The organism is Acidaminococcus hominis (assembly GCF_022484025.1).
Lineage (GTDB): Bacteria > Bacillota > Negativicutes > Acidaminococcales > Acidaminococcaceae > Acidaminococcus > Acidaminococcus hominis.
In genome coordinates this window covers 1924421-1949640 of the sequence record NZ_JAKVMG010000001.1, presented here as the reverse complement: position 1 = coordinate 1949640, position 25220 = coordinate 1924421, and the positions used below count along the sequence as shown (strand labels likewise).

Here is a 25220-nt window from a genome sequence, read left to right as displayed (position 1 = left end):
ATTTACCGGGGCGCCTGGCCCAAGGAGCACCGGAACTTGGCATCAAGGAGGACCCTATGGATCTGGAAAGCTTATACTACTTTAAAGAACTGACCCGGGACCTGAACATGACCCAGACAGCCAAACGGCTGTTCCTGTCCCAGCAGACCCTGAGCAACCACATTGCCCGGCTGGAAAAGTGGTGCGGTATCCCGCTGTTCTACCGGAAACCCCGGCTGACCCTGACCACCGCCGGTTTTTCCCTGCTGCAATTTGCCGACAAGGTGCTGAACCAGGAGCAGGAATTCAAGGAAGTGCTGTCGGATATTGCCGAAGAAGCCCGGGGCACCATTCGCTTTGGGGCCAGCTTCATCCGCTACAATATTGCCCTGCCGGCGGTGCTGCCGGACCTTACCAGGCGCTACCCCCATGTGTCCATGGACCTGACGGACGATACCTCGGATCATCTCCAGTCCCAGCTTTTGGAAGGGAATCTGGACGTAATCCTCTCCGTACGTAACGAAAATATTCCCGGCCTCAGCAGCACCCTGCTGCTGGCCAACCAAATTTATCTGCTGGTATCCGACCGGCTGCTGAAAAAATACTATGGGGCGGAAACGGAAATTATCAAGGAACGCTCCCGGCACGGAGCCCATTTGAAAGACTTTGCCAAGCTGCCCTTTTTGATGCTGACACCCCCCAACCGGATGGGCACCATCCTGACCAACTGCTTTGAGGAAGCAGGCTGCGCACCCCAGGTGTATATCCGCACGGACCACCTGCGCATGAGCGAAACCATTTCGTCCAAGGCCCTGGCGGCCACCTTCAGTACCACCATGCCCCTCAATAAGACCAAAAAGCAGCTGGCTTCCGACGTGAACATCTTTCCCTTACTGTACAAGGAAAAGTCCGTGTACCACAACCTGTACCTGGCCTACTTCAAGAACCGGTACCACGCCCAGTATTTGAAGTACTTCATTGAACTGCTGGAAAACTATTTTAAGAATGTGGAAACCATGGACCCCAGTTACGTCCATAAACCGGAACCGGGCGTGGAATAAACGCCTATACGCCAAAGGGCCGGGGCCTGTACGTAAAGTACAGGCCCCGGCCCTTGGTTGTTTTTCCCTAGAAAAGGAGCTATATGGAGGTAGATAGTACGCAATAGGCAGAAACCATGGTCAAACAAAGCCTGACCTGGCTATTTCTGAAAATTGTTTGCGAAAAAGTACTTTAATATTCGGGAAATAAAATGGCTTATTCGAAATCGAAATACGCCATCGGATCCCAGTCCAGCATACTGGGAACTTTGCTGGAGAATGCCTTAGAAACGAATAAATCCAGCAGCAAACCTTCAAAATCAAAACCTTCTTTGGCGGCACCAGAGACCATTTTCTTATCCATTTCCATGAGCTTCATCCTCCTTTTTTGTTCGGTTAATATCGAACTATCTTTATTATACTCATTTTTGTGTTCGTGACTAGTGCTTCACATTTCCTTCACAAAAAAACGGCTGCCTGCTTTTATAATTGTAAACAGTTTAACGGAATTTAAGAAAATTTAGCGTAGGAATTTTCACCGCAGGCAACGAGGCAGAAAGCTGAATGTATTTCTGATTCGTTTCTCTCGATAGGCTTGTGCTTATAATTAGGCCCTGCTGCCCCCATCCGAGGCGCTGTGCGCCCCACCTTCTCTTGAACATGCCCCATCTGCGCCTTTGGAATTCTTATGCTAGGCGCATCTTCCCCATTTCAGCTGCTCCACAGCTGAAACGGAGAAGACGAGTGTGCGGAGAAGGCAGGCAGCCGGAGGCCGCAAAACATGGATGAACTTCCTCAGTGGTTCGCAGCTAGCTGTTCATCTTCGCTCAGAGAGCTTGATTCACAGGCTGCTATCACATGGCTCACATTAGCCAAGAGCCTTTTGACTAACGGATTTGCTCTTGGATGTGAGCGCAACGCTTTGGATGGGCCGGTCTTAGGCCTGTACGAGTCATGTGCAAAACGGGTATAGAGATGTAATCACGGTATGTAAATACTAATACTACCTTTCTTTGTCACTTGACCAGTGGTGGCCTGGAAGCCTCTTTCAAGCGTGAAAGAGGTGTCAGTCGCTGCGTGACTGACGGAGAAAGTTTAATACTCAGCATTTCGCGGCCATCGGCCGCTGCCTTCCACTTACCTGTTCGCTGCGTAGCGAACAGGAGAAGGGGAAGGGTGGCTACGCCCCAAGAATAAAACGTAGCCGGGATGGGGTTCAAATCCAGGATGCCCGGAGGGCCGAACCACACTACACCCCGCAGACTGCACTACCCTTTCACAAATTTTATTTGTAGCATACCCAAAATATCTATGTTTTACTTTGTTATAGTCTCAAGTTATCATACAATTGCCAAAAATGCAAAGACTGAAAATTACTAATTTACATTTCATTCCGTCGCGGGTGAAATAGAAAGGGGGACCGTAACACAGCAGTTTCCGTTTTGGCGGTGCAGCCGCGGGGCTGCCCAAAACGGCAGTATGAAGGGAAACCGGAGAGCCGGTTTTTCCTAACCAAGCGTTGGCAATTAAGAAAGGATGACGACAATGACTCCTATGGCATTGGCATTAGGTATTCTATTCATTACGATTCTGTTATTTATCTGGGAACCCATTCCCATTGCAGTTACTGCTATCTTAGCTTCCATTTCCTACGGCGCCCTGGGCATTGTGAAAATGAGCACTGTGTTCTCCGGCTACGACAACAACACCAACATTCTGCTGGCCGGCATGATGGTGGTCGGTTCTTCCCTGTTCCACACCGGCATCACCGACAAGATTGGTGAAAAGATGATTGCCATTACCGGCAAAAGCGAACGGAACATTATCCTGGCAACCCTGATCGTTTCCTGCATCCTGAGCTCCGTGTGCAGTAACATCGGCGTTATGGTTGCTATGGCTCCCCTGGTAACGGCCATGGCCGAATCTGCCGGCGTAGGTCCTTCCCGGGCCCTGCTGGGCCTGCTGTTTGGTGCCCAGTTTGGCGGCTTCGTAACCCTGGTAGGCGTAGGCTCCAACGCTGCTGCCGCCGCTGCCATGGGCAAGCTGGGTCTGGTACCCTTCGGCTTCTTCAGCATTACCCCCTTCGGCATCGGCGTGTGCATTGTGGGTACCCTGTACTTCACCTTCATCGGTTCCAAGATGATTCCCGATACCGGCTACGTTCCTGAATTTGCCCAAATCGAAAAGAAACCCCTGAACAAACAAAAAGCCACCATCGCCGCCCTGACCATGATTGTGGTGCTGATTATCATCGCCAGCGGCAGCAAGGCCCTGCCCATGCACGTGGCTGCTGTACTGGGTGCCTGCGTTATCGTGGGAACCCGCTGCATGACCATCAAGGATGCCTTCAAGGCCATTGACTGGAACTGCTTGATTTTGGTAGGCGCCCTGGGCGTCATTTCCGAAGGCGTAAAGGACAGCGGTGCAGGCCAGGCCGTTGCCGACCTGATTATCGCCATTTTGGGCAACAACCCCAGCCCCTTCATGATTTCTACTGTCATGTTTGTAGCTGCTGCCGGACTGACCCAGATTATGTCCAACATTCCCACCATCCTGGTGTTCATGCCCATCGGCGTGTCCATTGCCCAGCAGATTGGCGTCAGCCCGTACCCCATTGCCATGATCATCACCCTGGCCGGTGCTGCTTCCTATGCAACCCCCTTTGCCGCACCCCAGAACATGATGACCGTAGGCTGGACCCAATACAAGTTCATGGACTTTGTGAAGATTGGTCTGCCCATGGTAATCCTCACCTATCTGGTGGTGGTAGGGCTGATCCCCATTTTCCTGCCGTACTAAGTAAAGTTAGGGGATTGTGAAAAAATCCTTGATGCATTTAAGCAGCGAAATTCCCTCCGATATTGGTCAGCTAATGTCTGAACTATAGCGTTAGGGTTGATAAATACTGGAACCTTGACGGGTATGAGCGGCCCCTCCAAATGTTGCGCTCACATCCAAGAGCAAATCAGTTAGTCGAAAAGCTCTTGGCGAATGTGAGCCATGTGATAGCAGCCTGTGAATCAAGCTCTCTGAGCGAAGATGAACAGCTAGCTGCGAACCACTGGAGGGGCTGTCATCCTATAGGATGACTGAGGAAGTTTAATTTTTTCACAATCCTTTTTTTCTCAAGGCAAAGCTACCTGCAAAAGAAGGAGAACCAACATGGATGTAAAAGGTATTTATGACGTACACGTACATACAGCTCCCGATGTGAGCAAACGGAAATTCACGGATCCCGAACTGGCTGCCCGGCTGGAAGCAAAGGGCATGGCCGGCTTTTTGGTGAAAAACCACTTTACGGAAACCGCCGCCCGGGCTGCCCTGCTCCAGGCCCAGTTCCCCAAACTGAAGATTATCGGCGGCATTGTACTGAACCGGACCGTAGGCGGCTTTAATTCCTACGCCGTGGAAAATTGCGCTAAGCTGGGGGGCCAGGTAGTCTGGCTGCCCACCCTGGAAGCCCGCAGCTACCAGAAAAAGAAACATCCGGGAATGAGCGACCAGGAGGCTGCTGCCTATCTCACCGCCTTGGATGACAACGGCCAGCTGGTGCCCGGCATCAGCGAAATCCTGGATATTGTCAAAGCCTACGATATGGTCCTTGCCACCGGCCACGTCAGCGCCGAAGAAGGTCTGGCCGTGCTCAAGGCCGCCCATGACAAGGGCATCCAGAAACTGGTGGCCACCCATGTGGACGGCGCAGCGGACTACTACACCACTGAGCAGCTGAAGCAGGCGGCAGCCTTGGGTGCCATGACGGAACACTGCTACTTCAATATCCAGGCCGGCCATATTACCCCGGCAGAAATGGCAGAGCGGATCCGTGCCGTAGGCGCCGAACAGGTGGTCCTGTCCACGGATGTGGGCCAGCCCGCATCCCCCTATCCGGATGAAGCCCTGAGCAAGCTGGGCGACCTGCTGCTGGCCGAAGGCATCACCCCGGAAGAACTCCACATCATGCTGGTGGACAACCCCGCCCGGTACTATACCCGGGCCCTGTAAACACCACAACCCCTGGTTGTGCAGCGGCAAAGAAACACTGTTTTACATAAAGGGCAAAACCCTCTAGAATAGGGAACACAAGGCAGAAAGGGACTGTACACCCTTTCTGCTGCGGCCTCTAAGGGGTTTAACCCCGCCCTCTGAACATCCCCGGAACCACGCTCCGGGGATGTTTTTTCGTTCCCGTAAAACAAAATAATTTTGTGACAAATCCCGAAAAACGGAGATGTATGATATAAAGAAACTTAAAGAAGTATCCCTGGCGGGTCAAGAAAAGTTCTTTTGCGGCCGCAGGCCGCCTGCCTTCTCCTTACCTGTTCGCTGTGCGGACAGGTAAGGGGGAAGGGTGGCTGCGCTCCAAGAAAGTGAGCGCAGCCGGGATGGGGTTTGCTGCCAATCTGCCCGAAGGGCGCCCAAACCTCTACCCTGTAGGGGAGAGGAAAGCAGCACTACCTTTTTCTGAAGGTAGTGCTGTAGGAGAGGGGATACCCGGCACCACATCACTTCAGGTTCGCGGACCGCACCACCAAAGTGAACCATAAACCAACCAGCCTACATCAACCTTTATTTAAATCAACAAAATTTCTTTGTGGATTTTCCCCAATATTATTGTTTCACATTGTTGACACAATAAGATATCATACAATTACGAAAAGTGAATGACTGAAAATTATAAATTCACATTAGATTCTCGGAACTGTCTATTTCAAGGAGGAATTGTAAATGTCTATTGGAAATCGTGTATTCCCGCAAAAACCGGAAGTTGCTCAAGAACTGCTGGACGCTTTCAAGAAAATCCCCTGTGCTAATATCTCTGACACCATGGGCCGTCTGGTAGGGATGCATCCCCGCATCAAACTGCAAAGCAATCCTCCGGATCCCGTAAACGTAGGCCGGGCTCTCACCATCAAAACCCGTTCCGGGGACAACCTGATGCTGCACAAGGCCCTGAACATGGCCAAAGCTGGTGATGTGCTGATCGTTTCCAACGATGGCGGCGAAGAATACCGTTCCCTGATTGGCGAAATCATGTTCACCTACGGCGGTTCCAAGAACATCGGCGGCATCATCATCGATGGTCCTATCCGGGATATCGACGCTGTCCGCAAAATGACCTATCCCATCTACGCTACAGGCACCAACCCCGACGGTCCCTACAAAGAAGGCCCTGGCGAAATCAACGTGCCCATCTCCTGCGGCGGTATCAGCATTAACCCTGGCGACATCATCGTTATGGACCAGGACGGCGTTATCGTGATTCCCTGGCAGGAAGGCGAAACCGTACTGGAAGCTGCCAAAGCTTTCCAAGCCCAGGACGAAGCCAAACTGGTGGCTGCCCAAACCGGCAACTCCAAGAGAGAATGGGTTGACAAGCGCTTGGCCGATAAAGGCGTCGAAGTCATCGACGGCATGTACAAAGGCTAAGCCCTAGGTAAGGCTATTACAGGAAGCTGCCAGGACTGGAGACCTGGCAGACTCCTGAGAGCAAAACAATTTGTGGAAAGCGGCTGGAGAGGAAGAGGGTTTCCAAAATTCGCCGCTTTCACTGGAGCACAAATTGGCAGCTGAGGGTTCCCGTACCGGGTAGAGGGTCCGGTACGGAGAATCTAAGGCAAACAAAAAGCAAGTTTGTTTATGGTTGAACGCAATAATTTTTCTATCTTGAAGAAAGCAATGAGGTGCGAAGATGACAGTTAAACAGTTACTCGATATGCTGATGATGATCTGCATGTTCATGCTGCTGGGCTGGGGCGTGCGTGAAATTGTAAAACCCCTGCAAAAATTATTCCTCCCGGCATCCCTGATCGGCGGCCTGCTGATGCTGGCAGCCGGCCAACAAGGCTTGGGCATTTATGAAATCCCCAAAGTTATGGGCGGCGTTCCCGGCGTTTTGATCAACGTAGTAATGGCTTCCCTGGTATTTGGCGTAAGCTTCAACAAAGAAAAAATCCATTCCTATTTGGACTACATCTGCCTGCCTATGCCGGCTTTCGGTATGCAAATGTGCATCGGCACCCTGCTGGGCGCCCTGCTCCGTGACATTTGGCCGGGCCTGCCCCTGGGCTGGGGCGTAATGGGTGTGTTCTCCTTCCACGGCGGCCATGGTACTGCAGCCGCTGCCGCAGCTTCCTTTGAAAAGCTGGGCATTGAAGGCAACATGGCTGTAGGTATGGTGCTGTCCACCGTAGGTCTGATTGTGGCCATGGTTGTTGGTATGGCCCTGGTAAACTTCGGCGTCCGCAAAGGCTGGGGCACCTACGTAAAGGAACCCAAGAAGCAGCCGCCCCAATTCTACGGCGGTGCACTGCCGGAAAATGAACGCAAATCCACCGGTACTACCGTTACCACCGGTATCAGCATCAACCACCTGGCCCTGCAATGCGCTTGGCTGCTGGGTTCCCTGTTCCTGGGCACCTGCATCTTCAAGTTCCTGGGCACCTACATTCCTTTCTTCAAGATTCTCCCCAGCGTGCTCCACGGCGTTATCGGCGGTGCTGTAGGCTGGAAACTCATCGAAGTGTTCCATCTGGAAAAATTTGTTGACCTGAAGACCATCAAAATGCTCAGCGGCTTCTTCCTGGAACTGGTAGTATTCACCGCTATGGCTACCCTGAACCTGAAGTTCATCGCTACCTATGCACTGGCCCTGGCCATCTACTCCATCGTCCTGACTGCCCTGACCGTACCCCTGGTATTGTTCTGCGCCAAGACCTTTGCCCAGGAAGAATGGTTTGAAAAAGCCGTTATGTGCTTCGGCGCTGCTACCGGCAACACCTCCACCGGCCTGGCTCTGGTTCGTGCCATCGACCCGGATTCCCAATCCCATGCAGGTGACAGCCACGGCGTATATTCTACCCTGATGAGCTGGAAAGATGCCTTCGTAGGTCTAACTCCTATCTGGCTGATGAGCGGCGTTGGTCTTACCGCCGGCGTTGGTGCCGCCATCTTCGTAGTATTCATGGCCTGCGGGTTCATCTTCTTCAACACCCACAGAAAACTGAAATGGTAAGCGCATAGGGAACTTTCCCCGTTAAAAAAACAGCTTGCGGACTCCTGAACGAGTCTGCAAGCTGTTTTTTGTTGTTTAAGACGGACCATATTATTTGATCAGCCTGGGGGCATGGCCCAGTTCTTCCAGCATCCGGGTTAAGAGGTACATCCGGGGCACCACGCTGGGCACCAGGGCACATTCCTGGGGGGTATGGTTCTTGCCGCCCTTTACGGCTCCAAAACCGTCCACGCAGACGGCCCCTGCGGCCGCAGCCCAGTTGGCGTCCGAGGAGCCGCCCACATCCCGGAGTACCAGCTTCCGGCCCAGTTCCCCGTAGATTTCCTGGGCCAGGGCGGTAAGCTCCCGGGTACCAGGGTTACTGGGGAAGGGCAGGCTGCCGATTTCCACCTGGGTATCCACGCTGGTGCCGGGAATGGAAGCCCGGAAGGCCAGCACTTCCACCGCCTTTTGGACCCGCTCCAGTTCCTGGGGATCCGTTACCCGAAGGTCCGCAATGGCGTGGGCTTCAGCAGGAATCACATTGTCCGCGTCCCCAGAGTGCATCACCGTAAAGTTGATGGTGGTACCCCGGGCCGGAGCCTCCAGGGCCTTAATGCCCTCAATCTGCCGGAGGCATTCCATCAGGGCGTTGGCACCCTTGTCCGGAGCGTTCCCCGCATGGGACGCAATGCCTTTGACGTTTACCAGGATCCGGCTGGCGCCTTTTCGGGAGGAAACCAGGCCGTCCCCTTCCTGGCCGGATTCGCAGCACAGGAAGCAGTCGTGCTGGGGCGCCAATTTGGCAATCAAATGCCGGCTGTCCGGCGAAGAAATTTCTTCGTCTGCATTAAACAGCAGGGTAATGGTGTCAAAGTCCGTATATTTAAACTGCCGCAGCAGTTTCAGGGCAAACACCATCATCAGAACCCCGCTTTTGCAGTCCGCCGCTCCAGGCCCCTTGGCCCAGTCCCCGTCAATGCGGAAGGGCCGCTCTGCGGCCGTACCCACCGGAAATACCGTGTCCAAATGGGCGCAGGCCATAATCTTGCCCTTTCCCTTGCCCTTAAAGGTCACCAGCAGATGACTGCCGTCCTCTGGATTTGCCATAGGGATCCGTTCCAGGCTGTCCGGGCGCAACGGCCGCAGCTCCTCCTCCAGGTAGTCCGCTACCCGGGCGATTCCCTTGCCGTTCCGGGAACCGCAGTCCACATTGACCACCTTCTGCCAGAGCTTTAGATATTCTGGCAGAAGCTTTTCACAGGCACTATATAACCTTATGTTTTTCACGAAACCACCTCCAAATGCATCTGCTTCTATTATACCGCAGAAACGCGGGTTCTGTTACAGTAGCAGAAACAAATTGCGCTCTGGTGTTAAGAGGGCGCAGTACAATACCTAAAAAAGAAGCAGGAAAAATAACCAGCATTTTTCCTGCTCCTTAACTATTCTACTTGCTCAATCCTTAAACGAAATGCCGTCAATGCCAATGGCTCCGTCCTGGGTCAGGATGCCGCCGCCGCCATCTACCCGGTTGGTGCCGGCCGGATAGAACAGCCCGTCCTTGTACAGGATACCGTTGGGCATACAGGACATTTCCCCAATATCTGGGGGCACAATCACCTTGTGGCCTTTGGCTTCCAGGAGGGCAATGGTATCCGGGGAGAACCCGTCTTCTAGCTCCAGTCCCTGTTCCTTGGTCAGGCAGCACATAAAGGGTGTCCGCACGGCAGGTTCCATCATCCGGCCGTAGGTCAGGGTGTTCAGAATCATCTGCAGCACGCTGGTGATAATCCGGGGACCGCCGGCGCAGCCTACTGCCAGCACCGGTTTTCCCTTTTGGAACACCAGGGTAGGACTCATGCTGGACAAGGGCGTCTTGCCCGGCCGCACGGCGTTGGCTTCCCCATAGGCCAGGCCTTGGGTGGTCTTGACCCCCACTTTCGGGCTGAAATCGGCCATGGCGTTGTTCAGGACAAAGCCCCGTTTGGGCAGCACCACCCCGCAGCCCCACCAGTTCCGAATGGTCTGGGTTTGGGCAAAGGCGTTGCCGTATTGGTCCATGATGGAGAAGCTGGTGGTGCAGCCCGGATATTCCCTGGCCTCGATACCTTCGGTGGGCGCAAATTCCTGGGCGTGGTCCAGATCAATCTTGGCCGCCAGTTCCTTGGCGTATTCCTTGGAAAGCAGCTTGTCCGAATGGATTTTGACGAAATCCGGATCCCCCATGGCCACGGACCGGTCGGCAAACATCAGCTTCATGGTCTCGGCAATCACGTGGGTGGCAGCTGCCGAATGGAAGCCCATTTTCTTCAGGTCGAAGTTTTCCAGGATGTTCAGCATTTGGATAATGTGGGTGCCGCCGGAGGAAGGAGGCGCCATGGAAATAATATCATAGCCCTGGTAGGTGCCCCGGACCGGAATCCGTTTCTTGGGCTGGCAGTTGGTCAGGTCTTCCTTGCACAGGAGCCCCAGATTCTTATTGGCATACTCTACGATTTCCTCTGCAATTGGACCGTTGTAGAACCAATCCACGCCGTTAGCCGCAACCTGTTCCATGGTGTCGGCCAGGGCCGGGTTTACAACCAGGTCCCCAAATTCCCGGGGCTCGCCGTCCTTCAGGTACAGCTCGCTGAAGCCTTCGTAGGCCGCCTTGTTGTGCACGGCTTCCGGGGTATCCGATACCCTGGCGTAGGTAAAGCCGCAGCGGAAGCCGTACCGGGCCAACTTGATGGCCGGGGCAGAAACCTGTTCCCAGGTCATGGTGCCGAATTTCTGCAGCAGGTTGTCCATGGCCTTGTACAGGGCAGGAACGGCTACAGAACGGCCGGAGAACTCCGTTAGGTTCAGGTCCACATTCCCGTCCTTGTCCAGGAACATATCCTGGTAGGCGTGGAGGGGAGCCACCCCCCGGGCGTCCACGCAGTAGAATTCGTTGCTTTCCTTGTGGTAGAACACGTGGAAGCAGCCGCCGCCGATGCCGGAATGGTAGGGTTCTACCACGCCCAGCACCAGGGAAACGGCGCAGGCCGCATCAAATACGTTGCCCCCCTGCCGGAGAATTTCCAGCCCTGCCTGGGCCGCATAGGGGCTGTTGGTGGAAACAGCCCCCTTGCTCCCGTAGGGATAGGGACGATAGAAGAAAATGTCATTGAGCTGATAACCAAGATAAGGATGATTCGGCATGATTGATTGACCTCCTTCAAAAATCAGGCTTGTTGGGCTTGGGCTTTAGTAACCGCATAGCCCACAATATAGCTGACAGCAATGGTGGGATACACCACGTTGAAAGTAGAGTTGAGACCGGCGAAAATCCAGGCCAGGGCCACGATAATCCCTGCGGCAATGCTGTACAGGGAAGCCTTGGCAGTAACCTCTTTCCAGAACATCCCGGCGATGACCGTAAAGCTGAAAGGCGCGTACACCAGGTAGTTCAAGGTCAGGAACATATTGACCATTTGGGCGGAAGGAATCAGGAAACCTACGCACAGGGAAATGTAGGCAACGATGATGGTCCCTTTCCGGGATACCTGCAATACCTGCTTATCTGTGGCCTGGGGATTGATTTGCGTAGAGTAAACGTTGGAAATTACCGTACCGGTGGCCATCATCATGGTGGCCATGGTGGCTGCCACAATCATGGTGATGACGGCGAAGATAATGCCGGCCAGCAGCGGGCTGGTCAGGTGGGCAATGCTCCAGGCAAAGGCACTGGCCCCATCACCCAGGCTGTTGGTATTGGCTTTGGCCATCATGCCGATGATGGCCGTCAAGATGCAGATAGGACCGGCAATGACGTAGCCCAGTACGCAGCCCCAGGTGGCGTCGTGGTCGCTTTTGGCGGCGAACATGGGCTGCAGGGCGGCCTGACTGACGATGCTGGTGAGAGCGCCGCCCAGGGCCCAGGCGATGATCTGCTGAACGGGCATGGCGGTCAGGTTGTTGTAGCCTTCAGGTAGTTTGGCTAGCAGGCCGCTGTAGCCGTGGAAGTCGTCCAGGTTGGTTACTACAAAACCAATCAACAGGATATAGGTGGCAATGCACACAATCCGGCCGATGATGTCGGAGCCCTTCATACCGGCAAAGCCCGTGTAGGCGGCAATGGTAACCCCAATCAGCATGGCCCAGTTGATGCTGATGCCCGGCAGCACCATTTGGATTACGGAGGCTACCGTTTTCAGTTGGATGGGAATATACAAGATACCAAAAATAATCCAGATGTAGGCCTGCACCTTGGAAACAGAAGCCCCGTACCGTTCCCGCAGGAACACGGGCAGGGAACTGGCTTTCATGTACTTGCGCATGGGTTTGGCCAGTACAGCCATCAGGATGAAATAGAGACCGCCGGCAATGGAGTACCAGCAGCCGGCGATGCCCATGGTATAGCCGTTTTGGGCAGCCCCTACAATGCTCATGCCGCCAATCTGCCAGGCCCCCAGCATGGCTCCTACGGAAAAGATGCCCATGGAGCGGTCACTGCCGTTCCACTGGTCGGACTGGGTAATGCGGGTACCGGCATAGATGCCCAGGCCTACGATCAGCATAAAGGTGATGATCCAGCTTGCCAATAACATAACGAAGACTCCTTTCTGATAAAAACACCGTAAAATAAAATCATACAAAACAGGGTAAGACAAATTCCCAATGATTTCGAGTGTTACGGCACACTCATATTTACCAACAGCTCAATTCTGTTTCTCTTATTGCTAAGTGGCACAACAAAATATAACTGTTGTTGTCTATTTTATAGTTTCCGTTAAGTACAAGGACTGCAATCTCTTGGAAGCAGTTCTTTCTTAACGGAAGTTTTTGTTTATGAGAACTTCTTTTTGCTTATATATTCATCTGCGAAGCCCTGACCTCTACGAGCAATAACATAACTTGCTCCTTGGTGAATAACGAGTTTCTTTTTGTCACAATACTTTTGCTTTGCAATCTTGCTCGTATACGCAGGATTGACTTGAATCAAATTAACATTTCGTCTAAAACAACAATTTTCGAAAGTTTCCTTATATCTCGAATAGTCAAAGGCATGAATTATTTTATTGTATGCCTTGCCTTGGGCTGACTTTGCTTTGATGACTTCTGACTTAGATTTTCTAAAGTCTAAATCTTCAATAACAATGTCTTTACCGACAGAAATTGCATAGTTTACAATCTTAGCAGTTATCTCTCGAATTTCGGACTTTGCTCTATTTCCCATACCATGATAATGCAAATCATAGTGTTTTAGCCCAACAAGATTTCCCGTTTCATTGGTCTCGGCAAGTTCGATAAAGCCATCATTGTAATCCAAGCCAATCGTTCCATACGTTTTTCGGGTCCTGTAGCTGTCGGTATCTATATCGAACGTTACCATAGCTTGCAGATAACACTTGCTGCCACGGAATACGATACGATAGCTAACGCCATGGCTTTTCTGTACAATGGTTTTTGCTAACAAGCTGCTCATATACTTAAAAATACAAGCTCCATAAACGTACTCCCGAGCTTTTGTGTTCTTACGCAGCTGAATAACGAAACGATTACCTTTACCCGAGTGTACCATTGGTGTTAGTTGCAGTATCTGATTACAGCGAAATTCATCCTTCGCTCCGATATACAAGGAACGATTATCTCTCTGCTCACGGAAATGTTCCAGCCAGACCTTATGACTTGTCAGATTATTGTTTTCAAGATTATGCTGTGCATAAAACAGCTTCTTTGAGCCAAAGCAGAGATGCAAATCTTTGCTCTGAAGCTCTTTCAGCAGGTTAGCCTGCTTTTGTTTGAGGCGGTTAATCTTTTGACCCGTGTAAAAGATTTTCTCTTTTTGCCTGCGATAATATCTCAAAGCAGAAGGTGACAACTGATTGTTTCGAGCTTTTTCCTTCAAAGCAAATACTTGTTTACAAAGTTTATTCCGTTTACTGTAGAGTTTCGTTATTTTTCCACTCAACTGCTTATACTCATACCATTTCAACTGATATAAGCCTCGATATAAACCCTCGACTTCAGAGATAACAGAATTAGCAAAACGCTTGTTTACTCCAAATTGTATTTGTAAAAGCGTATTGAACTGGCTTTTCTTTACAGAAAACTTGCCGCCATTGTTATAACGATGCCACGCAAAGCGTAACATTCTGCCATAGAGAGCATTATACTCCTTGACGTATTTAATTAGATCAGCATTATCATTTTGATTGAGTCGTGTTTCAATCGTAAAAGTTTTAGAGACAATCACAGCATCACCTCCATTCTGTAAATTATTAATACTATTATATTACAAAATGCAATTATATTGTTCGAATTTTGTACAAAATAATCATGTTTATATGGTTTTGTATGATTTTTAGAAACTGTTGTTTAACCCCTTAACGAAACAGATTCATGTAGCTTTCCAGTAAAATTGATGTACTTTTGCAAGTATCATAGTATATAATGATGTATGATGTATAGGAAAAAACGGAACAAGCGCGGCATCGGGGCGCCCATTTCAATAGGGGGAATCGGGAATGAAAGAGGCTGAGGAACAAGTTCTGGAAAAGCAGGGGGTAGGGCTGTCTGCCCAGCCCTTTTGGCAGGCCCGCAAGACCAAGCGATGTTTTCTGAAGGAGCCGGAGCGGGGAGAGAATATCGCGGTGCTTTACGAGCTGGACGCAGACCCCCAGGCCAAAGGTCTATATTCAGTGCCGGGGATAGGGCTATTGGGCGTTCAGTTTTCCCTGGATCAGGAATGCCCCAGCGCCATGGTATGCGGGCTTTTGACCCAAACCAAGGAAGTTCCTCTGTATGGTACCCACCATACCCTGCTGTGCCAGTTCTTTCCCGGCCGGTTTACCCAGATTTTTGGCATTCCCTGCAGCGCCGTTACGGATACGGAAGCCCCTTTGGAGGATTTTATCCAGGTGGGAAGCCTGTACGAGGAGCTGGCAGCAGCGGCGGATATGCCGGCCCGGCAGGCCTTATTGCAGCAGTTTATCGGCAGGTGGCAGAATCGCAGCCGGAGAAATGCCGGCAATGAGCGGCTGGTGCCGGCGCTGATGGAAGCGGCCCTGCGCAAACACGGCCTGGTCCAGCTGCACGAATTGGAGCAAGAAACCGGGTACAGCAGCCGGTATTTGCAAACAATTATCCGGGAAAAAGTAGGAGTATCTCCTAAAATTGCCCTAAATAATATGCAGTTTCAGGATTCCCTCCAGCGGCTGCTGCGGGATCCGGATATGCCCCTGGCGTCCATTGCCCAGGCCAGCGGGTACTACGACCAGAGTTATTTTACCCGGAAATTCAAGGAGTACATGGGCGTTACTCCGGCTGTTTTCGCCGCTCGGCTGCGGCAGGTAAAGCAGCTGGAAGAAAGCATATAAATCTCTGTACAAAAGACAATCCCAGGCAAACCAAAAGGCTTGCCTGGGATTTTTTATATTCAAAAACCATTTCCTCTTTATATAACGACAAATAGGATAACAAACAGTAATTCAATGCAGAACTATGGATAAAAAATATCCTATCACAATGCATCCAAATTGTAACAGCAAATTTAATTTGCAAAGACTAAAAAATCATTGCTTCTTATTTTCCGTCGTATGACGTATGATGAAACCGTAAAGAAAATGTCCGTTAATGGTGGAGCTCCCAATGCGGCAAAAAATCTAAATTCTATGAGAGGTGCGAAAAATGGCAAAACATGCATTAGAAGGTGTGCGCATTTTGGATATTTCGACCGTCATTGCTGCTCCCTGGGCCGCTGGCCTATTGGCAGACTTTGGCGCCGAGGTCATTAAGGTAGAAATGACCGGACGGGGAGATGCTTTCCGGGCCATGGGGCCGTTAAAAGATGGGAAGAGCATTCGCTGGCCGTCCATGGGCCGGAACAAGAAAAGCGTAACCTTGGACTTCCACTTTGAGGAAGGCAAGAAGCTGTTCCTGGATCTGGTGGCCAAAAGTGACGTAGTTATTGAAAACTTTAAAACCGGGACCCTGGACAAATGGGGAATTGGCGTAGCAGAAATGCGGAAAGTCAACCCGGATATCATTGTGACCCATGTCACCGGCTATGGCCAAACCGGGCCGTATCGGAAACTGGCCGGCTTGGGCACCCCGCTGCAGGCCTTCTCCGGAATGACCTACATGCAGGGCTATCCGGATCGTCCTCCTGTCAGCCCTCCCTTTGCTCTGGCTGACTATGTAGCTGGCCTGTACGCAGCCCTGGGAACCATGATTGCCCTGTACCACCGGGATGCCCTGAAAGGCAAACCCCAGGAAATCGACGTAAGCCTGTACGAAGGTATCTTCCGTATGGAAGAAGCCATGATTGCCCAATACGACCTGTTTGGCACCATCCGGGAGAGAAGCCCGATGCCCAGCGGCGCTTCCTGCCCTATCGGTACCTTCGAAACCAAGGACAATGTGTATGTCATCATCGTCTGCAGCACCAACCCGGTGTTCGAGCATCTGTGCGATGCCATGGACAGAAGAGCCGATTGGCTTCCTAAATACGCCCTGGCCAAAGACCGTCTGGCAGATCCCAAACCCATCATGGATGCGGTAACGGAATGGGTAAAGACCCATACCTTCCAGGAACTGAAAGCCAAATGCGATGCAGCCGGCGTTCCCATTTCCACCATCTATAACATCAAAGACTGCTTTGAAGATCCTCAATACCAGGCCCGCCACGACATTGTGGAGGTACCTTGCCAGGAATTTGGCCATGTGAAGATGCCCGGCATCGTTCCTGTCCTGTCCGAAACCCCTGGTGAAATCAAATGGGCTGGCCAGAAGCTGGGCGCTTCCAATGAAGAAGTGTACGGCGGAATCCTGGGCCTGTCTGATGCACAGCTGGCTGAACTGAAAGAAAAGAAAGTCATCTAAGCACAGAAAAGAGGAACTGAAAATGGCATTAACCTATCCGAAACAAATCCGTCTTTGTGAAGTGGGCCTGCGGGACGGCCTGCAAAATGAAAAGAAGATTCCTACTACCCAGGAGAAAATTGCTTACGTCAACGCTTTGACCGAAGCCGGTTTCCCGGTCATCGAAGTGGGCAGCTTCGTCAGCCCCAAGGCTGTACCCCAGGTAGCAGATACCGATGAAGTGTTTAAGGGCATCACCCAAAAACCCGGCGTGGAATACCGGGCCCTGATTGCCAACCTGAAGGGCGTGGACCGGGCCATCGAATGCGGCTGCAAAAAGGTGAAACTGAACGTTTCCGCCTCCGTAGCCCACAACCTGGCCAACCTGAACTGCACCCCGGCAGAAAGCGTAGCCCGCTTCTCCGCCTGTGTGGACCGGGCCAAGGAAGCCGGCATCGAAATCTCCGGTTCCATCTCCATGGCCTTTGGCTCCCCCTGGGACAAGGAAATTGCCCCCGAGGTGGTTTGCAAGATTATTGAGGCCTATATGCTGGTAGGCATTCGGGAAATCAGCCTTTCCGATGCTTCCGGTATGGCTTATCCTTCCCAGGTGGCCTCCCTGTGCCATTTGGTCAAAGAAAAATACCCTGAAGTCTCCTGGTGGCTCCACTTCCATAATACCCGGGGCCTGGGCGTAGCCAATATCCTGGCTGGCCTCAGCGAAGGCTTCACCCAGTTCGATACCAGCATGGCCGGTATGGGCGGCTGCCCCTTTGTTCCGGGTGCCGCCGGCAACGTATCCTCCGAAGATGTCATCCATATGTGTGATGAAATGGGCATTGCAACCGGTATTGACCTGGATAAGATGATGGACATCAGCCGTCATATGGCGTCTGAACTGGACCATCCTGCCGACAGTTACCTGCTCCGGGCCGGCAAAGCCAGCGACTTGATCCTGGACGTTCCTACCCGGCAGGCCAAAAATCACACCCAGGGAAAATAATCTTTTCCCCTGCCCAAAGGAGAGCTGAAAATGGTTGCACTCGTAGGTTACGCTACCCTTATTGTACTGGTATTCTTCCTGCTGAAAGGGAAAATGGCCCCCATTACCGTATTCGGGACCATTCCCATTATTGGCGCCCTGTTCCTGGGCGTCACCCCGGATCTTCTGGAAAAATGGATTGGCTCCGGGCTGAATACCGTTTGGAAAACCGCAGTATTGTTCATTTTCTCGGTAGAATTTTTCGGCATTATGTCCGATGCTGGTGTATTTGATGCCATCGTTAAGAAACTGGTGGCCAGAACTGGCAACAACGTAGTGGTTACCGCTGTGGTCACCGCCATGGTTGCCGTAATCGGCCACTTGGATGGTGCTACCGCCACCACCGCCCTGGTTACCATTCCTTCCATGCTGCCCCTGTGGAAGCGCCTGAATATGCGCCCCACTGGCATGCTGTTTATTGTAGGAACCGCCATGGGCGTTATGAACCTGGTTCCCTGGGGCGGCCCAGTAGTCCGGGTAGCTGCCATCCTGAACCGTGATGTAGGCGACCTGTGGCATTACCTGATTCCCTTCCAGGGCGTCTGCCTGATCCTGACCTTTGTGATTGCTGCCCTGGTGGGCATGAATGAAGTCCGCCACGGTGCCGGCCTGACCAAGGAAGCTGCTGAACAGGCTGCCCAGGTGAAACTGAGCCCTGAAGAAGAAGCCCTGAGACGGCCCAAGCTGCTGGTCGTGAACATTATCCTCACGATTATCCTGCTGGTACTGCTGCTCTTAGGCGTAATGTCCCCGCACATTCTGTTTATGATTGCTCTGGCCATTGGTATGGTCATCAACTATCCTGATTCTAAAACCCAGCGGAAACTGTTCCGCAGCCACGCTGGTGATGCCCTGGATACCTCCGCTACCCTGCTGGCAGCCGCCGTATTCATCGGTATCATGAACAAATCCGGTATGCTGGATGCCATGGTAAACACCCTCCTGTGGGTAATGCCTACTTGGATGGGTCGCTACATGAACATCATCGCCGGTTTCATCTCCGTACCTGTTGGCGCCTGCCTGGGTGCAGATACCTTCTACTATGGCCTGTTCCCGCTGCTGGGCAAAGCCGGTTCCGCCTTTGGCGTACCGCCTCTGGACGTAGGCGTGGCCATGCTGATTGGCAAGAACGTGGCTATGATCCTGAGCCCGCTGCAGCCCACCACTTTCCTGGCCCTGGGTCTTGCCGGCGTGGAACTCAACGACCACCTGAAAGCCAACTTCTTCCGGACCTGGCTGCTGAGCTTTGTTATGTGCGGCATTGCCATGGTCATGGGGTATATGAAGATTTACTAAGCATCGCAGTTTCCCTCTGTTTTGTGTATGTACAGCCCGTCTGGTCCCGTTCAAAACACACCTTACGTCTCCAGCGTTTCCCCCTGGGACCAGCGGCGCAGTCATACGTGCAGAACCTTGATAGAATTGGAGGTCTCCTGATGGAAAAAGATCTGGTTGAAACCTTTTTGGCTGTGGCTAAGGCTCAGAATATCAGCAAGGCCTCCCGCCTTTTGTTTGTGTCCCAAGCCACGGTCAGTTATCGACTAAAGTCCCTGGAAAAGCAGGTGGGCACGGAACTGGTCCAGCGCAGCAAGGGCATTCGGGCCACCCGGCTTACCGAAAACGGCCGCCGGCTGCTGCCCCTGGCCCAAAACTGGCTCCAGGCCAACGAAGCCTTTGAAAGCTTCAGCCCCCAGCCCTAGGACGAAACACTTCTTTTGCTAAAAAACCTCAGCGTATTGGCGTCCCTCTGTGCCAATATGCTGGGGCTTTTTTATTTTTGCTATTTTAGGATATGCTCCGGATTGTAGTCCGCGTAAAAGGCGCATTGCTTCCGGATCAGCCGCAGCAGAGCCTGGCCGTAGACCGGGAAGGTCCGGTCCTTCCGGTATTCCAGGTTCAGGGGGTTGGTTTCCTCCAGGTACCGGATGGGGAAGGCGTGGAGCTTGTTTTCCACCTGGCTGTTAATGTAGCGCAGGTTGGGCAGGTACATGGTGAGACAGAAGCTGGCCGCGTAATTCTGGGTGGTCAGCAAATGGTGCAGGTCCGGATGGCTGGAGGTGTGGATGCAGTTCAGCTCAATATCCTGCTTTTGGAGCAGCCGGCTGATCATCTGGGAGGAGTTGAAAGCCGGCATATTGAAGGAAAAAGGCATCTGGGTGAACTTGGAAAGGTCCGCCCCCTGGCGGAATTCCTGAATGCAGCCAGGATACGTATCCGGGAAATAATGCTTTAGCATCCCTTCACTGACCACCAGGTACAGCACTTCCCGGAGAATCAGCTGGCTCTGGATGAACCGGGAAGGGTTCTTGGGAGCCCCGATCACAATCATGTCCAGCTGGTTGTTCAGGAGCATTTCCCTGAGCGTTGGGGAGTTGGCGCTGACCACCTGGAGCTGCACATGGGGGAACAGCTTGCTGTAGGACTCGATTAGCTGGGGCATAAAGATCCGGAACCGGCCTTCCGTGGTTCCCAGCCGGATGGTGCCGGAGTTTCCTTCCTTGATTTCCGCAAACTGCTGGGCTAAACTGTTCTCCAGCGCTTCCACTTGGCGGATATTGTCCAAAAACAGCTGTCCTTCGTCCGTCAGCCGGAACTCCGGTTTTCGGTAGAACAAGGTCACCCCGCATTCCTTTTCCAGATTGGACAGGTAATGGCTCAGGGCCTGGTGGGTGACGAATAATTTTTCAGCTGCCCGGGTCACATTCTTTTCCTTGGCCAGGGCAATAAAATAACGGTATTTTTCAAACATGGGCTTCTCCTTTTTTCCTTTATTGGGGGGCCGCAGGGCCTGGGAGGAAGTTTAACTAGGCAAACGGGGCAGGCTTTCCTGCCCCAGGGCGCATCAATCTATCTTCTATTGTAACAGAAGCGTTAGAGAAAAATCTATGCTATACTACCAATAGATTGCACGGAAGGGAGCGAAACAGATGCTGCAGCGAATCAAGAACGTACAGCCCCAAAGCGGGCGCCGACTCTTGGTGGAATTCGAAAACGGAGAAAAGAAACACTACGATATCAGAGGTGCGGCCGCCCAGTGGGAAGCCTTTTGGGCGCTCTTGACGGATAAGGAACTGTTTGCCCAGGTTCAGGTGGATACCGGCGGCTACGGCATCAGCTGGAATGAGGACCTGGAGCTGTCCTGCCACGAGCTGTACCAGAACGGAGTAGATGCAGAATAATTGAAGGAAACTATTTGGCTGGCTGCTGCTGCCAGTTTGGCAAAGCACTTGAAAAAGCGGAATCCTGACAAAATAATTGTTGGGATTTTTCTTTTTGTGCAGCAGGCAGCTGCAGGAAACACCTGTAAGGAAGAACAAAGCTAAAGGCCATTCTATTGATTAAGAATAGATTATTTATTGAAAAAATGGAGCTTTAGACAACAATAAAATCTATAATTCTTTATTAGGAAGATTAATAGAAAGGTAAATTGTAAGAAAAGAAGAAACGCTAATTATCAGAATACATATAATAATTTATGAAAACCTTCTCATGCTATACTGACAATAGAAATGATTCGTAATTTTAGAGGAGGGGGACAGTATGGGATCGTTGACAGAAATGCTCTCTGGTTATGAAATTCCAGAGGTTGCTGAAATTGCTACTATCTTTGACAGCACCCGGCTGGACAAGGTCAGTGAGACCTTGCTCAATCGGTTAAGAGAAAAGAATCTTCCCATAGAACCAGGGCAGAGAATTGCCATTACCGGAGGCAGCCGGGGAATTGCCGACTATGTGACGCTGATGCGGACGGCAGTAGCCTATATTAAGGAGAAGAAGGGGATTCCCTTTATTGTACCGGCCATGGGCAGCCACGGCGGAGCCACGGCAGCAGGACAGATTGAAGTTCTAAAGAACTTGGGCATCACGGAAGCATCCGTGGGGGCACCCATTGTTTCCAGTATGGATGTGGTAGAAGTGGCCCGGACCAGTTTGAACCTGCCGGTATATATTGATAAGAATGCTTTTTATGCCGATGGTATTTTGCTGCTGAACCGGGTAAAAACCCATACTTCCATTTATGGAAAGTATCAGAGCGGGTTGGTGAAAATGCTGGCCATTGGATTGGCCAAGCATGTGGGGGCAGCCATGACCCATAGCCTGGGCACCGATTACTTGAACGATAATATGGCAAGAGTGGGGCTCACCGCCCTGCGTCATGTGAAGGTGGTAGGCGGTATTGCCGCCATTGAGAACGGCTATGACCAGCTGGCCGATGTGTATGTACTGAGAAAAGAAGAAATTGAGGAAGAAGAACCAAAAATTTTGGAACGGGCCATGAAAATGGTACCACGGATTCCTTTTGAACATATGGATGTGCTGATTTGCCAAAAATTGGGGAAAGACATCTCCGGCACAGGCATGGATCCTGCCATTGTAGGGCGCCCTATCAATAATCGGCCCAATGTAGGACCGGATGTAACAGAACTGGGCATCCTCTCCTTGACGGATAAATCGGAAGGAAACGGCAACGGTATTGGCATGGGGGACTTTATTAGCCGGCGCCTGCGGGTGAAAGTGGACGAAACCATGACCGTCATTAATGCCCTGACGGGTATGAAACCCTTTACCGCCAAAATTCCGCCCACCATGGAAACGGACAAGCTGGTTTTTCAAGCCTGTATGAAGGCTGCGGGAAAAATCGATAAGGATAAAATGAAGCTGGCCATTATTACCAGCAGCGGGGACCTGCGCCACATCTGGGCGACCCGGCCCTTGGTGGAAGCTTTGGACCCAGAGAAAGGGAAAATCATCCATGATTTTATGGAAGTCCCCTTTGATGACAAAGGTACGCTTTGCCTGCCAGAATAAAATAAAAAACAGGACAAACGTCAGAAATGGCGCTTGTCCTGTTTTTTTTAGGGCTGTTCTATATCTTCCGTTTCTGTAAAAGGCTGTTCCTTGACAAACTTTTTCGGGGAAACGCCCAGTTTACTGGTGAAAGTACGGATAAAGTGGGTATAAGTCTTAAAACCAACGGCTTTTCCAACTGCTTTCACTTTTTCTCCTTCCTGCAGCAGGTGGCAGGCTTTTTGGAGTCGGTACATAGTGATGTAATTTCCGATGGTAAAGCCGGTTTGGTCCTTAAAGATTTTGCAAAGCCGGGACTTACTGACAAACATATGGTTGGAAAATTCATCCAGGGTAATGTCTTCTTTGTAATGGTCATAGATATACTGGAGCATATTTTTGATTAAATCGTCATACTTGGTGGGGGCTGCCTGCTTGGCGGGACCCCGCTTTTTGACAATTTGGGCCAAAGTCAGGATACATTGTCCCAGGAGCAAATTTAGGGCAATATCTGCGCCAAAAGGCTGCTTCCCGGAAGGCGGGTTCACCAGCCGGTCCATATAATTGCAGACTTTAACCAGTTCGGACTGGGTGAGCAGCAGGTGTTTGGGGGCTGCTTCAAATAAGGCCGTCAGGTCACTTTCAGGAGTGGAGAGAAACTGGAGCAGGGAAAGGGGAAAGCGGATGGCATACCGGGCGGTAGACTCATGGCCGTCTACAAAGCCGTGATGGATCTCAAAAGGGTGAATCAGGAAAAGGCTGCCTCTTTTTAAGGGATAACGGCTTTCCTGGAGAAAGAAATCCCCCTTATCTTCCAAGCTCAGGTATACCTCTACCTGGTCATGCAGATGGGGCTTGGGATTAACGTTATGGTCACTCCAATACGCATAATACAGCGGTTGGGACATGAAAGACCTCCTTTAGACAGGCAGGCTATATAACGGATGTTACAGAAAGACAGCATATTATACAGCTAGTGTAATAATTATAAATGCAACAATGGGAATAGACATCCCGTCTTCAAATTATACTAAAAATTGACCTATCGTGCTAGAAGCTTTCAAAACAATTGAAAGTATTATCTGAAATCTCTAAAATGCAGAAGTGACGAAAGCCCTGCAGGCGTTTTTGAAAATGGTTTACCAAGTCGATAACCTTTGAAGTGAAAATGCTATTGGTAGGAGGGAACGAAATGAGTGAGAGCACACTTTGCATTATCATCACGGTGATAACCATGCTCCTTTTTATAGGACGGGTATTCCCCATGGCCGTAACCGCGATGCTTTGCTCCTTGGCAATGGGGATTCTGCTTCCCAGCGTCAAGTTGTCGGCAATTTATTCAGGTTTTGGCAGTGCCCCGGTATGTATGATTGCCGGGATGATGATTGTAGGGGATGCACTGTTCCAAACCGGTGTTGCCCAAAAGATTGGCGTAGCGTTAAGTAAGATGAAGATGTTCCAGAATGAACGGATTTTTACTGTAATGGTAGTAACGGTTTGTGTTTTAATGTCCGCCTTCATGAGTGATTCCGGCTGCATTGCCATGTGGATGCCCATTATCGCTGCAGTAGCGGCAGGGTCCAAAGGCAAGATTCATTCCAAGATGGTGATCATGCCAGCCGGTATTGCCTGTATCGTTGGCGGTGCCACGACCTTGGTTGGTTCCACTTCCCAGAACACGGCCAACAGTTTCTTGATGCAGACCCCTGGCTTTGAAGCAGGGATGGGCGTCTTTGATGTGACCAAGGTTATGTGGATTGTGGACCTGCTGATGATTCTGTACTTTGCAACCATCGGCTATGACATTACCAAAAAGACTCTGAAGCCGGGCAGCCCCCATTTCAATGATGGCAACACCTTTGCCAACTCCAGTTCTGATGTGGATGCCAATGCTCACACCGATGTACCTAAATCCAAACAAATCATTTCCGTCATTACCTTGTTCGTCTGCATTTTAGGTTTTGTACTGTGCGGGTTCAAACCCTTCAGCAACTATTTGAACATTGCCAACGTGGCCTTGATTGGTTCCATGATTCTGTTTGCCACCAAGACCATCAACTATAAAGAGACCCTGAAGAACCTGGGCTGGGATGTACTGTTGACCGTAGGTGCCATTACCACTTTGGGAACAGGCCTGGAAAATACCGGCGCTGGCAAATTGATTGCCAACACCATTCTGAACCTGTTTGGCGGTGAAAATGCCTCGCTGAACGTCATCTTGTGGGTGATGTTTATCCTGGGCAGTTTCCTGACCCTGTTCATGTCCAACGTTTCCGTATCCGCCATGCTGGCGCCTATCTACATTCCTCTGGCCCAGAAAATGGGACTGAGCCCGGCGCCCTTTATTATCCTGATTGCCATTGCTTCCAACATGGCTATTGCAACACCCATTGGGACTCCGGTAAACATGCAGATCCTGCCAGCCGGCTATACCTTTAGTGATTATGTGAAGATTGGCGGTCCGCTGTGGATCATCTTTATGATTGCGGTTTGTCTGACAGCTCCCGGCATCCTGTTTTAGACCGGCGATGCTGTTCCTATAAAAGTCTTA

At 51.3% G+C, this 25220-nt stretch carries 21 protein-coding genes; 14 read left to right on the top strand and 7 right to left on the bottom strand.

What is annotated here, in order from left to right:
• The first annotated feature begins 56 nt into the window (after positions 1 to 56).
• On the top strand, positions 57 to 1040 hold the full coding sequence (locus LKE88_RS08765) for a LysR family transcriptional regulator (RefSeq protein ID WP_276803394.1): 984 nt from the start codon (positions 57 to 59) through the stop codon (positions 1038 to 1040).
• A 196-nt stretch (positions 1041 to 1236) separates the two neighbouring features.
• Here the strand turns inward: LKE88_RS08765 and LKE88_RS08760 are convergent, their stop codons facing one another.
• The gene (locus LKE88_RS08760; RefSeq protein ID WP_276803392.1) at positions 1237 to 1389 is read right to left on the bottom strand and encodes a hypothetical protein; all 153 of its coding nucleotides are present in this window, start codon (positions 1387 to 1389) and stop codon (positions 1237 to 1239) included.
• Positions 1390 to 2564: 1175 nt separating this feature from the next.
• On the opposite strand from LKE88_RS08760, the gene LKE88_RS08755 reads away from it, so the two are divergent.
• From LKE88_RS08755 to LKE88_RS08740, 4 genes are all read left to right on the top strand, one after another.
• Entirely contained in the window at positions 2565 to 3818 is a 1254-nt protein-coding gene (locus LKE88_RS08755; RefSeq protein ID WP_118286821.1) for an SLC13 family permease, read from the top strand.
• Positions 3819 to 4181: 363 nt separating this feature from the next.
• Complete coding sequence (locus LKE88_RS08750; RefSeq protein ID WP_276803390.1) at positions 4182 to 5021, top strand: DUF6282 family protein; 840 nt, start codon at positions 4182 to 4184, stop codon at positions 5019 to 5021.
• Positions 5022 to 5744: 723 nt separating this feature from the next.
• On the top strand, positions 5745 to 6446 hold the full coding sequence (locus tag LKE88_RS08745; protein ID WP_276803389.1) for an RraA family protein: 702 nt from the start codon (positions 5745 to 5747) through the stop codon (positions 6444 to 6446).
• A gap of 262 nt (positions 6447 to 6708) precedes the next feature.
• Complete coding sequence (locus LKE88_RS08740) at positions 6709 to 8031, top strand: sodium/glutamate symporter (RefSeq protein WP_118286824.1); 1323 nt, start codon at positions 6709 to 6711, stop codon at positions 8029 to 8031.
• A gap of 90 nt (positions 8032 to 8121) precedes the next feature.
• Here LKE88_RS08740 and LKE88_RS08735 read toward each other — a convergent pair whose 3' ends face one another.
• The 4 genes from LKE88_RS08735 to LKE88_RS08720 form a co-directional block, all read right to left on the bottom strand.
• Positions 8122 to 9300 (bottom strand): M20 family metallopeptidase, encoded by a 1179-nt coding sequence (locus tag LKE88_RS08735; RefSeq protein WP_118286825.1) that lies wholly within the window; start codon positions 9298 to 9300, stop codon positions 8122 to 8124.
• Between the two features lie 168 nt (positions 9301 to 9468).
• The gene (gene ggt / locus LKE88_RS08730; protein WP_231086122.1) at positions 9469 to 11196 is read right to left on the bottom strand and encodes a gamma-glutamyltransferase; all 1728 of its coding nucleotides are present in this window, start codon (positions 11194 to 11196) and stop codon (positions 9469 to 9471) included.
• A 23-nt stretch (positions 11197 to 11219) separates the two neighbouring features.
• The gene (locus LKE88_RS08725; protein WP_105327503.1) at positions 11220 to 12584 is read right to left on the bottom strand and encodes a sodium:solute symporter family protein; all 1365 of its coding nucleotides are present in this window, start codon (positions 12582 to 12584) and stop codon (positions 11220 to 11222) included.
• Positions 12585 to 12823: 239 nt separating this feature from the next.
• Entirely contained in the window at positions 12824 to 14233 is a 1410-nt protein-coding gene (locus LKE88_RS08720; protein ID WP_276803386.1) for an IS200/IS605 family accessory protein TnpB-related protein, read from the bottom strand.
• 271 nt (positions 14234 to 14504) lie between these two features.
• On the opposite strand from LKE88_RS08720, the gene LKE88_RS08715 reads away from it, so the two are divergent.
• From LKE88_RS08715 to LKE88_RS08695, 5 genes are all read left to right on the top strand, one after another.
• A complete protein-coding gene (locus LKE88_RS08715; RefSeq protein ID WP_105327483.1) occupies positions 14505 to 15356 on the top strand; it encodes a helix-turn-helix domain-containing protein in 852 nt (283 codons plus the stop codon).
• A 310-nt stretch (positions 15357 to 15666) separates the two neighbouring features.
• Positions 15667 to 16860, top strand: coding sequence for a CaiB/BaiF CoA transferase family protein (locus LKE88_RS08710; protein ID WP_105327484.1), 1194 nt, complete (start codon positions 15667 to 15669; stop codon positions 16858 to 16860).
• Between the two features lie 22 nt (positions 16861 to 16882).
• Positions 16883 to 17842, top strand: coding sequence for a hydroxymethylglutaryl-CoA lyase (locus tag LKE88_RS08705; RefSeq protein ID WP_105327485.1), 960 nt, complete (start codon positions 16883 to 16885; stop codon positions 17840 to 17842).
• A 30-nt stretch (positions 17843 to 17872) separates the two neighbouring features.
• Positions 17873 to 19177 (top strand): CitMHS family transporter, encoded by a 1305-nt coding sequence (locus tag LKE88_RS08700; protein ID WP_231086130.1) that lies wholly within the window; start codon positions 17873 to 17875, stop codon positions 19175 to 19177.
• Positions 19178 to 19317: 140 nt separating this feature from the next.
• On the top strand, positions 19318 to 19581 hold the full coding sequence (locus LKE88_RS08695; protein WP_105327487.1) for a LysR family transcriptional regulator: 264 nt from the start codon (positions 19318 to 19320) through the stop codon (positions 19579 to 19581).
• An 80-nt stretch (positions 19582 to 19661) separates the two neighbouring features.
• On the opposite strand, the gene LKE88_RS08690 is transcribed toward LKE88_RS08695, so the two are convergent.
• Positions 19662 to 20630, bottom strand: a complete 969-nt coding sequence (locus LKE88_RS08690) for a LysR family transcriptional regulator (protein ID WP_105327488.1) — start codon at positions 20628 to 20630, stop codon at positions 19662 to 19664.
• A 178-nt stretch (positions 20631 to 20808) separates the two neighbouring features.
• On the opposite strand from LKE88_RS08690, the gene LKE88_RS08685 reads away from it, so the two are divergent.
• The 3 genes from LKE88_RS08685 to LKE88_RS08675 all read left to right on the top strand — a co-directional run bounded on the left by LKE88_RS08685 (position 20809) and on the right by LKE88_RS08675 (position 22690).
• Positions 20809 to 21060, top strand: a complete 252-nt coding sequence (locus LKE88_RS08685) for a DUF2442 domain-containing protein (RefSeq protein ID WP_105327489.1) — start codon at positions 20809 to 20811, stop codon at positions 21058 to 21060.
• Positions 21061 to 21204: a hypothetical protein gene (locus tag LKE88_RS08680; RefSeq protein WP_231086132.1), complete on the top strand. Its 144-nt coding sequence runs from the start codon at positions 21061 to 21063 to the stop codon at positions 21202 to 21204. It begins immediately after the preceding gene.
• A gap of 217 nt (positions 21205 to 21421) precedes the next feature.
• Positions 21422 to 22690 (top strand): nickel pincer cofactor-dependent isomerase, group 22, encoded by a 1269-nt coding sequence (locus LKE88_RS08675; protein WP_105327490.1) that lies wholly within the window; start codon positions 21422 to 21424, stop codon positions 22688 to 22690.
• A gap of 47 nt (positions 22691 to 22737) precedes the next feature.
• Here LKE88_RS08675 and LKE88_RS08670 read toward each other — a convergent pair whose 3' ends face one another.
• On the bottom strand, positions 22738 to 23577 hold the full coding sequence (locus LKE88_RS08670; protein ID WP_105327491.1) for a helix-turn-helix transcriptional regulator: 840 nt from the start codon (positions 23575 to 23577) through the stop codon (positions 22738 to 22740).
• Positions 23578 to 23861: 284 nt separating this feature from the next.
• Between LKE88_RS08670 and LKE88_RS08665 the strand changes: the two genes are divergently transcribed.
• Positions 23862 to 25190: an SLC13 family permease gene (locus tag LKE88_RS08665; protein WP_105327492.1), complete on the top strand. Its 1329-nt coding sequence runs from the start codon at positions 23862 to 23864 to the stop codon at positions 25188 to 25190.
• The last annotated feature ends 30 nt before the right edge of the window (positions 25191 to 25220 follow it).

What these genes read in the sequence shown, in the direction of transcription:
- LKE88_RS08765 (WP_276803394.1), top strand. Translation starts at nt 57, where the DNA reads ATGGATCTGGAAAGCTTATACTACTTTAAAGAACTGACCCGGGACCTG.
- LKE88_RS08760 (WP_276803392.1), bottom strand. Translation starts at nt 1,389, where the DNA reads ATGGAAATGGATAAGAAAATGGTCTCTGGTGCCGCCAAAGAAGGTTTT.
- LKE88_RS08755 (WP_118286821.1), top strand. Translation starts at nt 2,565, where the DNA reads ATGACTCCTATGGCATTGGCATTAGGTATTCTATTCATTACGATTCTG.
- LKE88_RS08750 (WP_276803390.1), top strand. Translation starts at nt 4,182, where the DNA reads ATGGATGTAAAAGGTATTTATGACGTACACGTACATACAGCTCCCGAT.
- LKE88_RS08745 (WP_276803389.1), top strand. Translation starts at nt 5,745, where the DNA reads ATGTCTATTGGAAATCGTGTATTCCCGCAAAAACCGGAAGTTGCTCAA.
- LKE88_RS08740 (WP_118286824.1), top strand. Translation starts at nt 6,709, where the DNA reads ATGACAGTTAAACAGTTACTCGATATGCTGATGATGATCTGCATGTTC.
- ggt (WP_231086122.1), bottom strand. Translation starts at nt 11,196, where the DNA reads ATGCCGAATCATCCTTATCTTGGTTATCAGCTCAATGACATTTTCTTC.
- LKE88_RS08725 (WP_105327503.1), bottom strand. Translation starts at nt 12,584, where the DNA reads ATGTTATTGGCAAGCTGGATCATCACCTTTATGCTGATCGTAGGCCTG.
- LKE88_RS08715 (WP_105327483.1), top strand. Translation starts at nt 14,505, where the DNA reads ATGAAAGAGGCTGAGGAACAAGTTCTGGAAAAGCAGGGGGTAGGGCTG.
- LKE88_RS08710 (WP_105327484.1), top strand. Translation starts at nt 15,667, where the DNA reads ATGGCAAAACATGCATTAGAAGGTGTGCGCATTTTGGATATTTCGACC.
- LKE88_RS08705 (WP_105327485.1), top strand. Translation starts at nt 16,883, where the DNA reads ATGGCATTAACCTATCCGAAACAAATCCGTCTTTGTGAAGTGGGCCTG.
- LKE88_RS08700 (WP_231086130.1), top strand. Translation starts at nt 17,873, where the DNA reads ATGGTTGCACTCGTAGGTTACGCTACCCTTATTGTACTGGTATTCTTC.
- LKE88_RS08695 (WP_105327487.1), top strand. Translation starts at nt 19,318, where the DNA reads ATGGAAAAAGATCTGGTTGAAACCTTTTTGGCTGTGGCTAAGGCTCAG.
- LKE88_RS08690 (WP_105327488.1), bottom strand. Translation starts at nt 20,630, where the DNA reads ATGTTTGAAAAATACCGTTATTTTATTGCCCTGGCCAAGGAAAAGAAT.
- LKE88_RS08685 (WP_105327489.1), top strand. Translation starts at nt 20,809, where the DNA reads ATGCTGCAGCGAATCAAGAACGTACAGCCCCAAAGCGGGCGCCGACTC.
- LKE88_RS08675 (WP_105327490.1), top strand. Translation starts at nt 21,422, where the DNA reads ATGGGATCGTTGACAGAAATGCTCTCTGGTTATGAAATTCCAGAGGTT.
- LKE88_RS08670 (WP_105327491.1), bottom strand. Translation starts at nt 23,577, where the DNA reads ATGTCCCAACCGCTGTATTATGCGTATTGGAGTGACCATAACGTTAAT.
- LKE88_RS08665 (WP_105327492.1), top strand. Translation starts at nt 23,862, where the DNA reads ATGAGTGAGAGCACACTTTGCATTATCATCACGGTGATAACCATGCTC.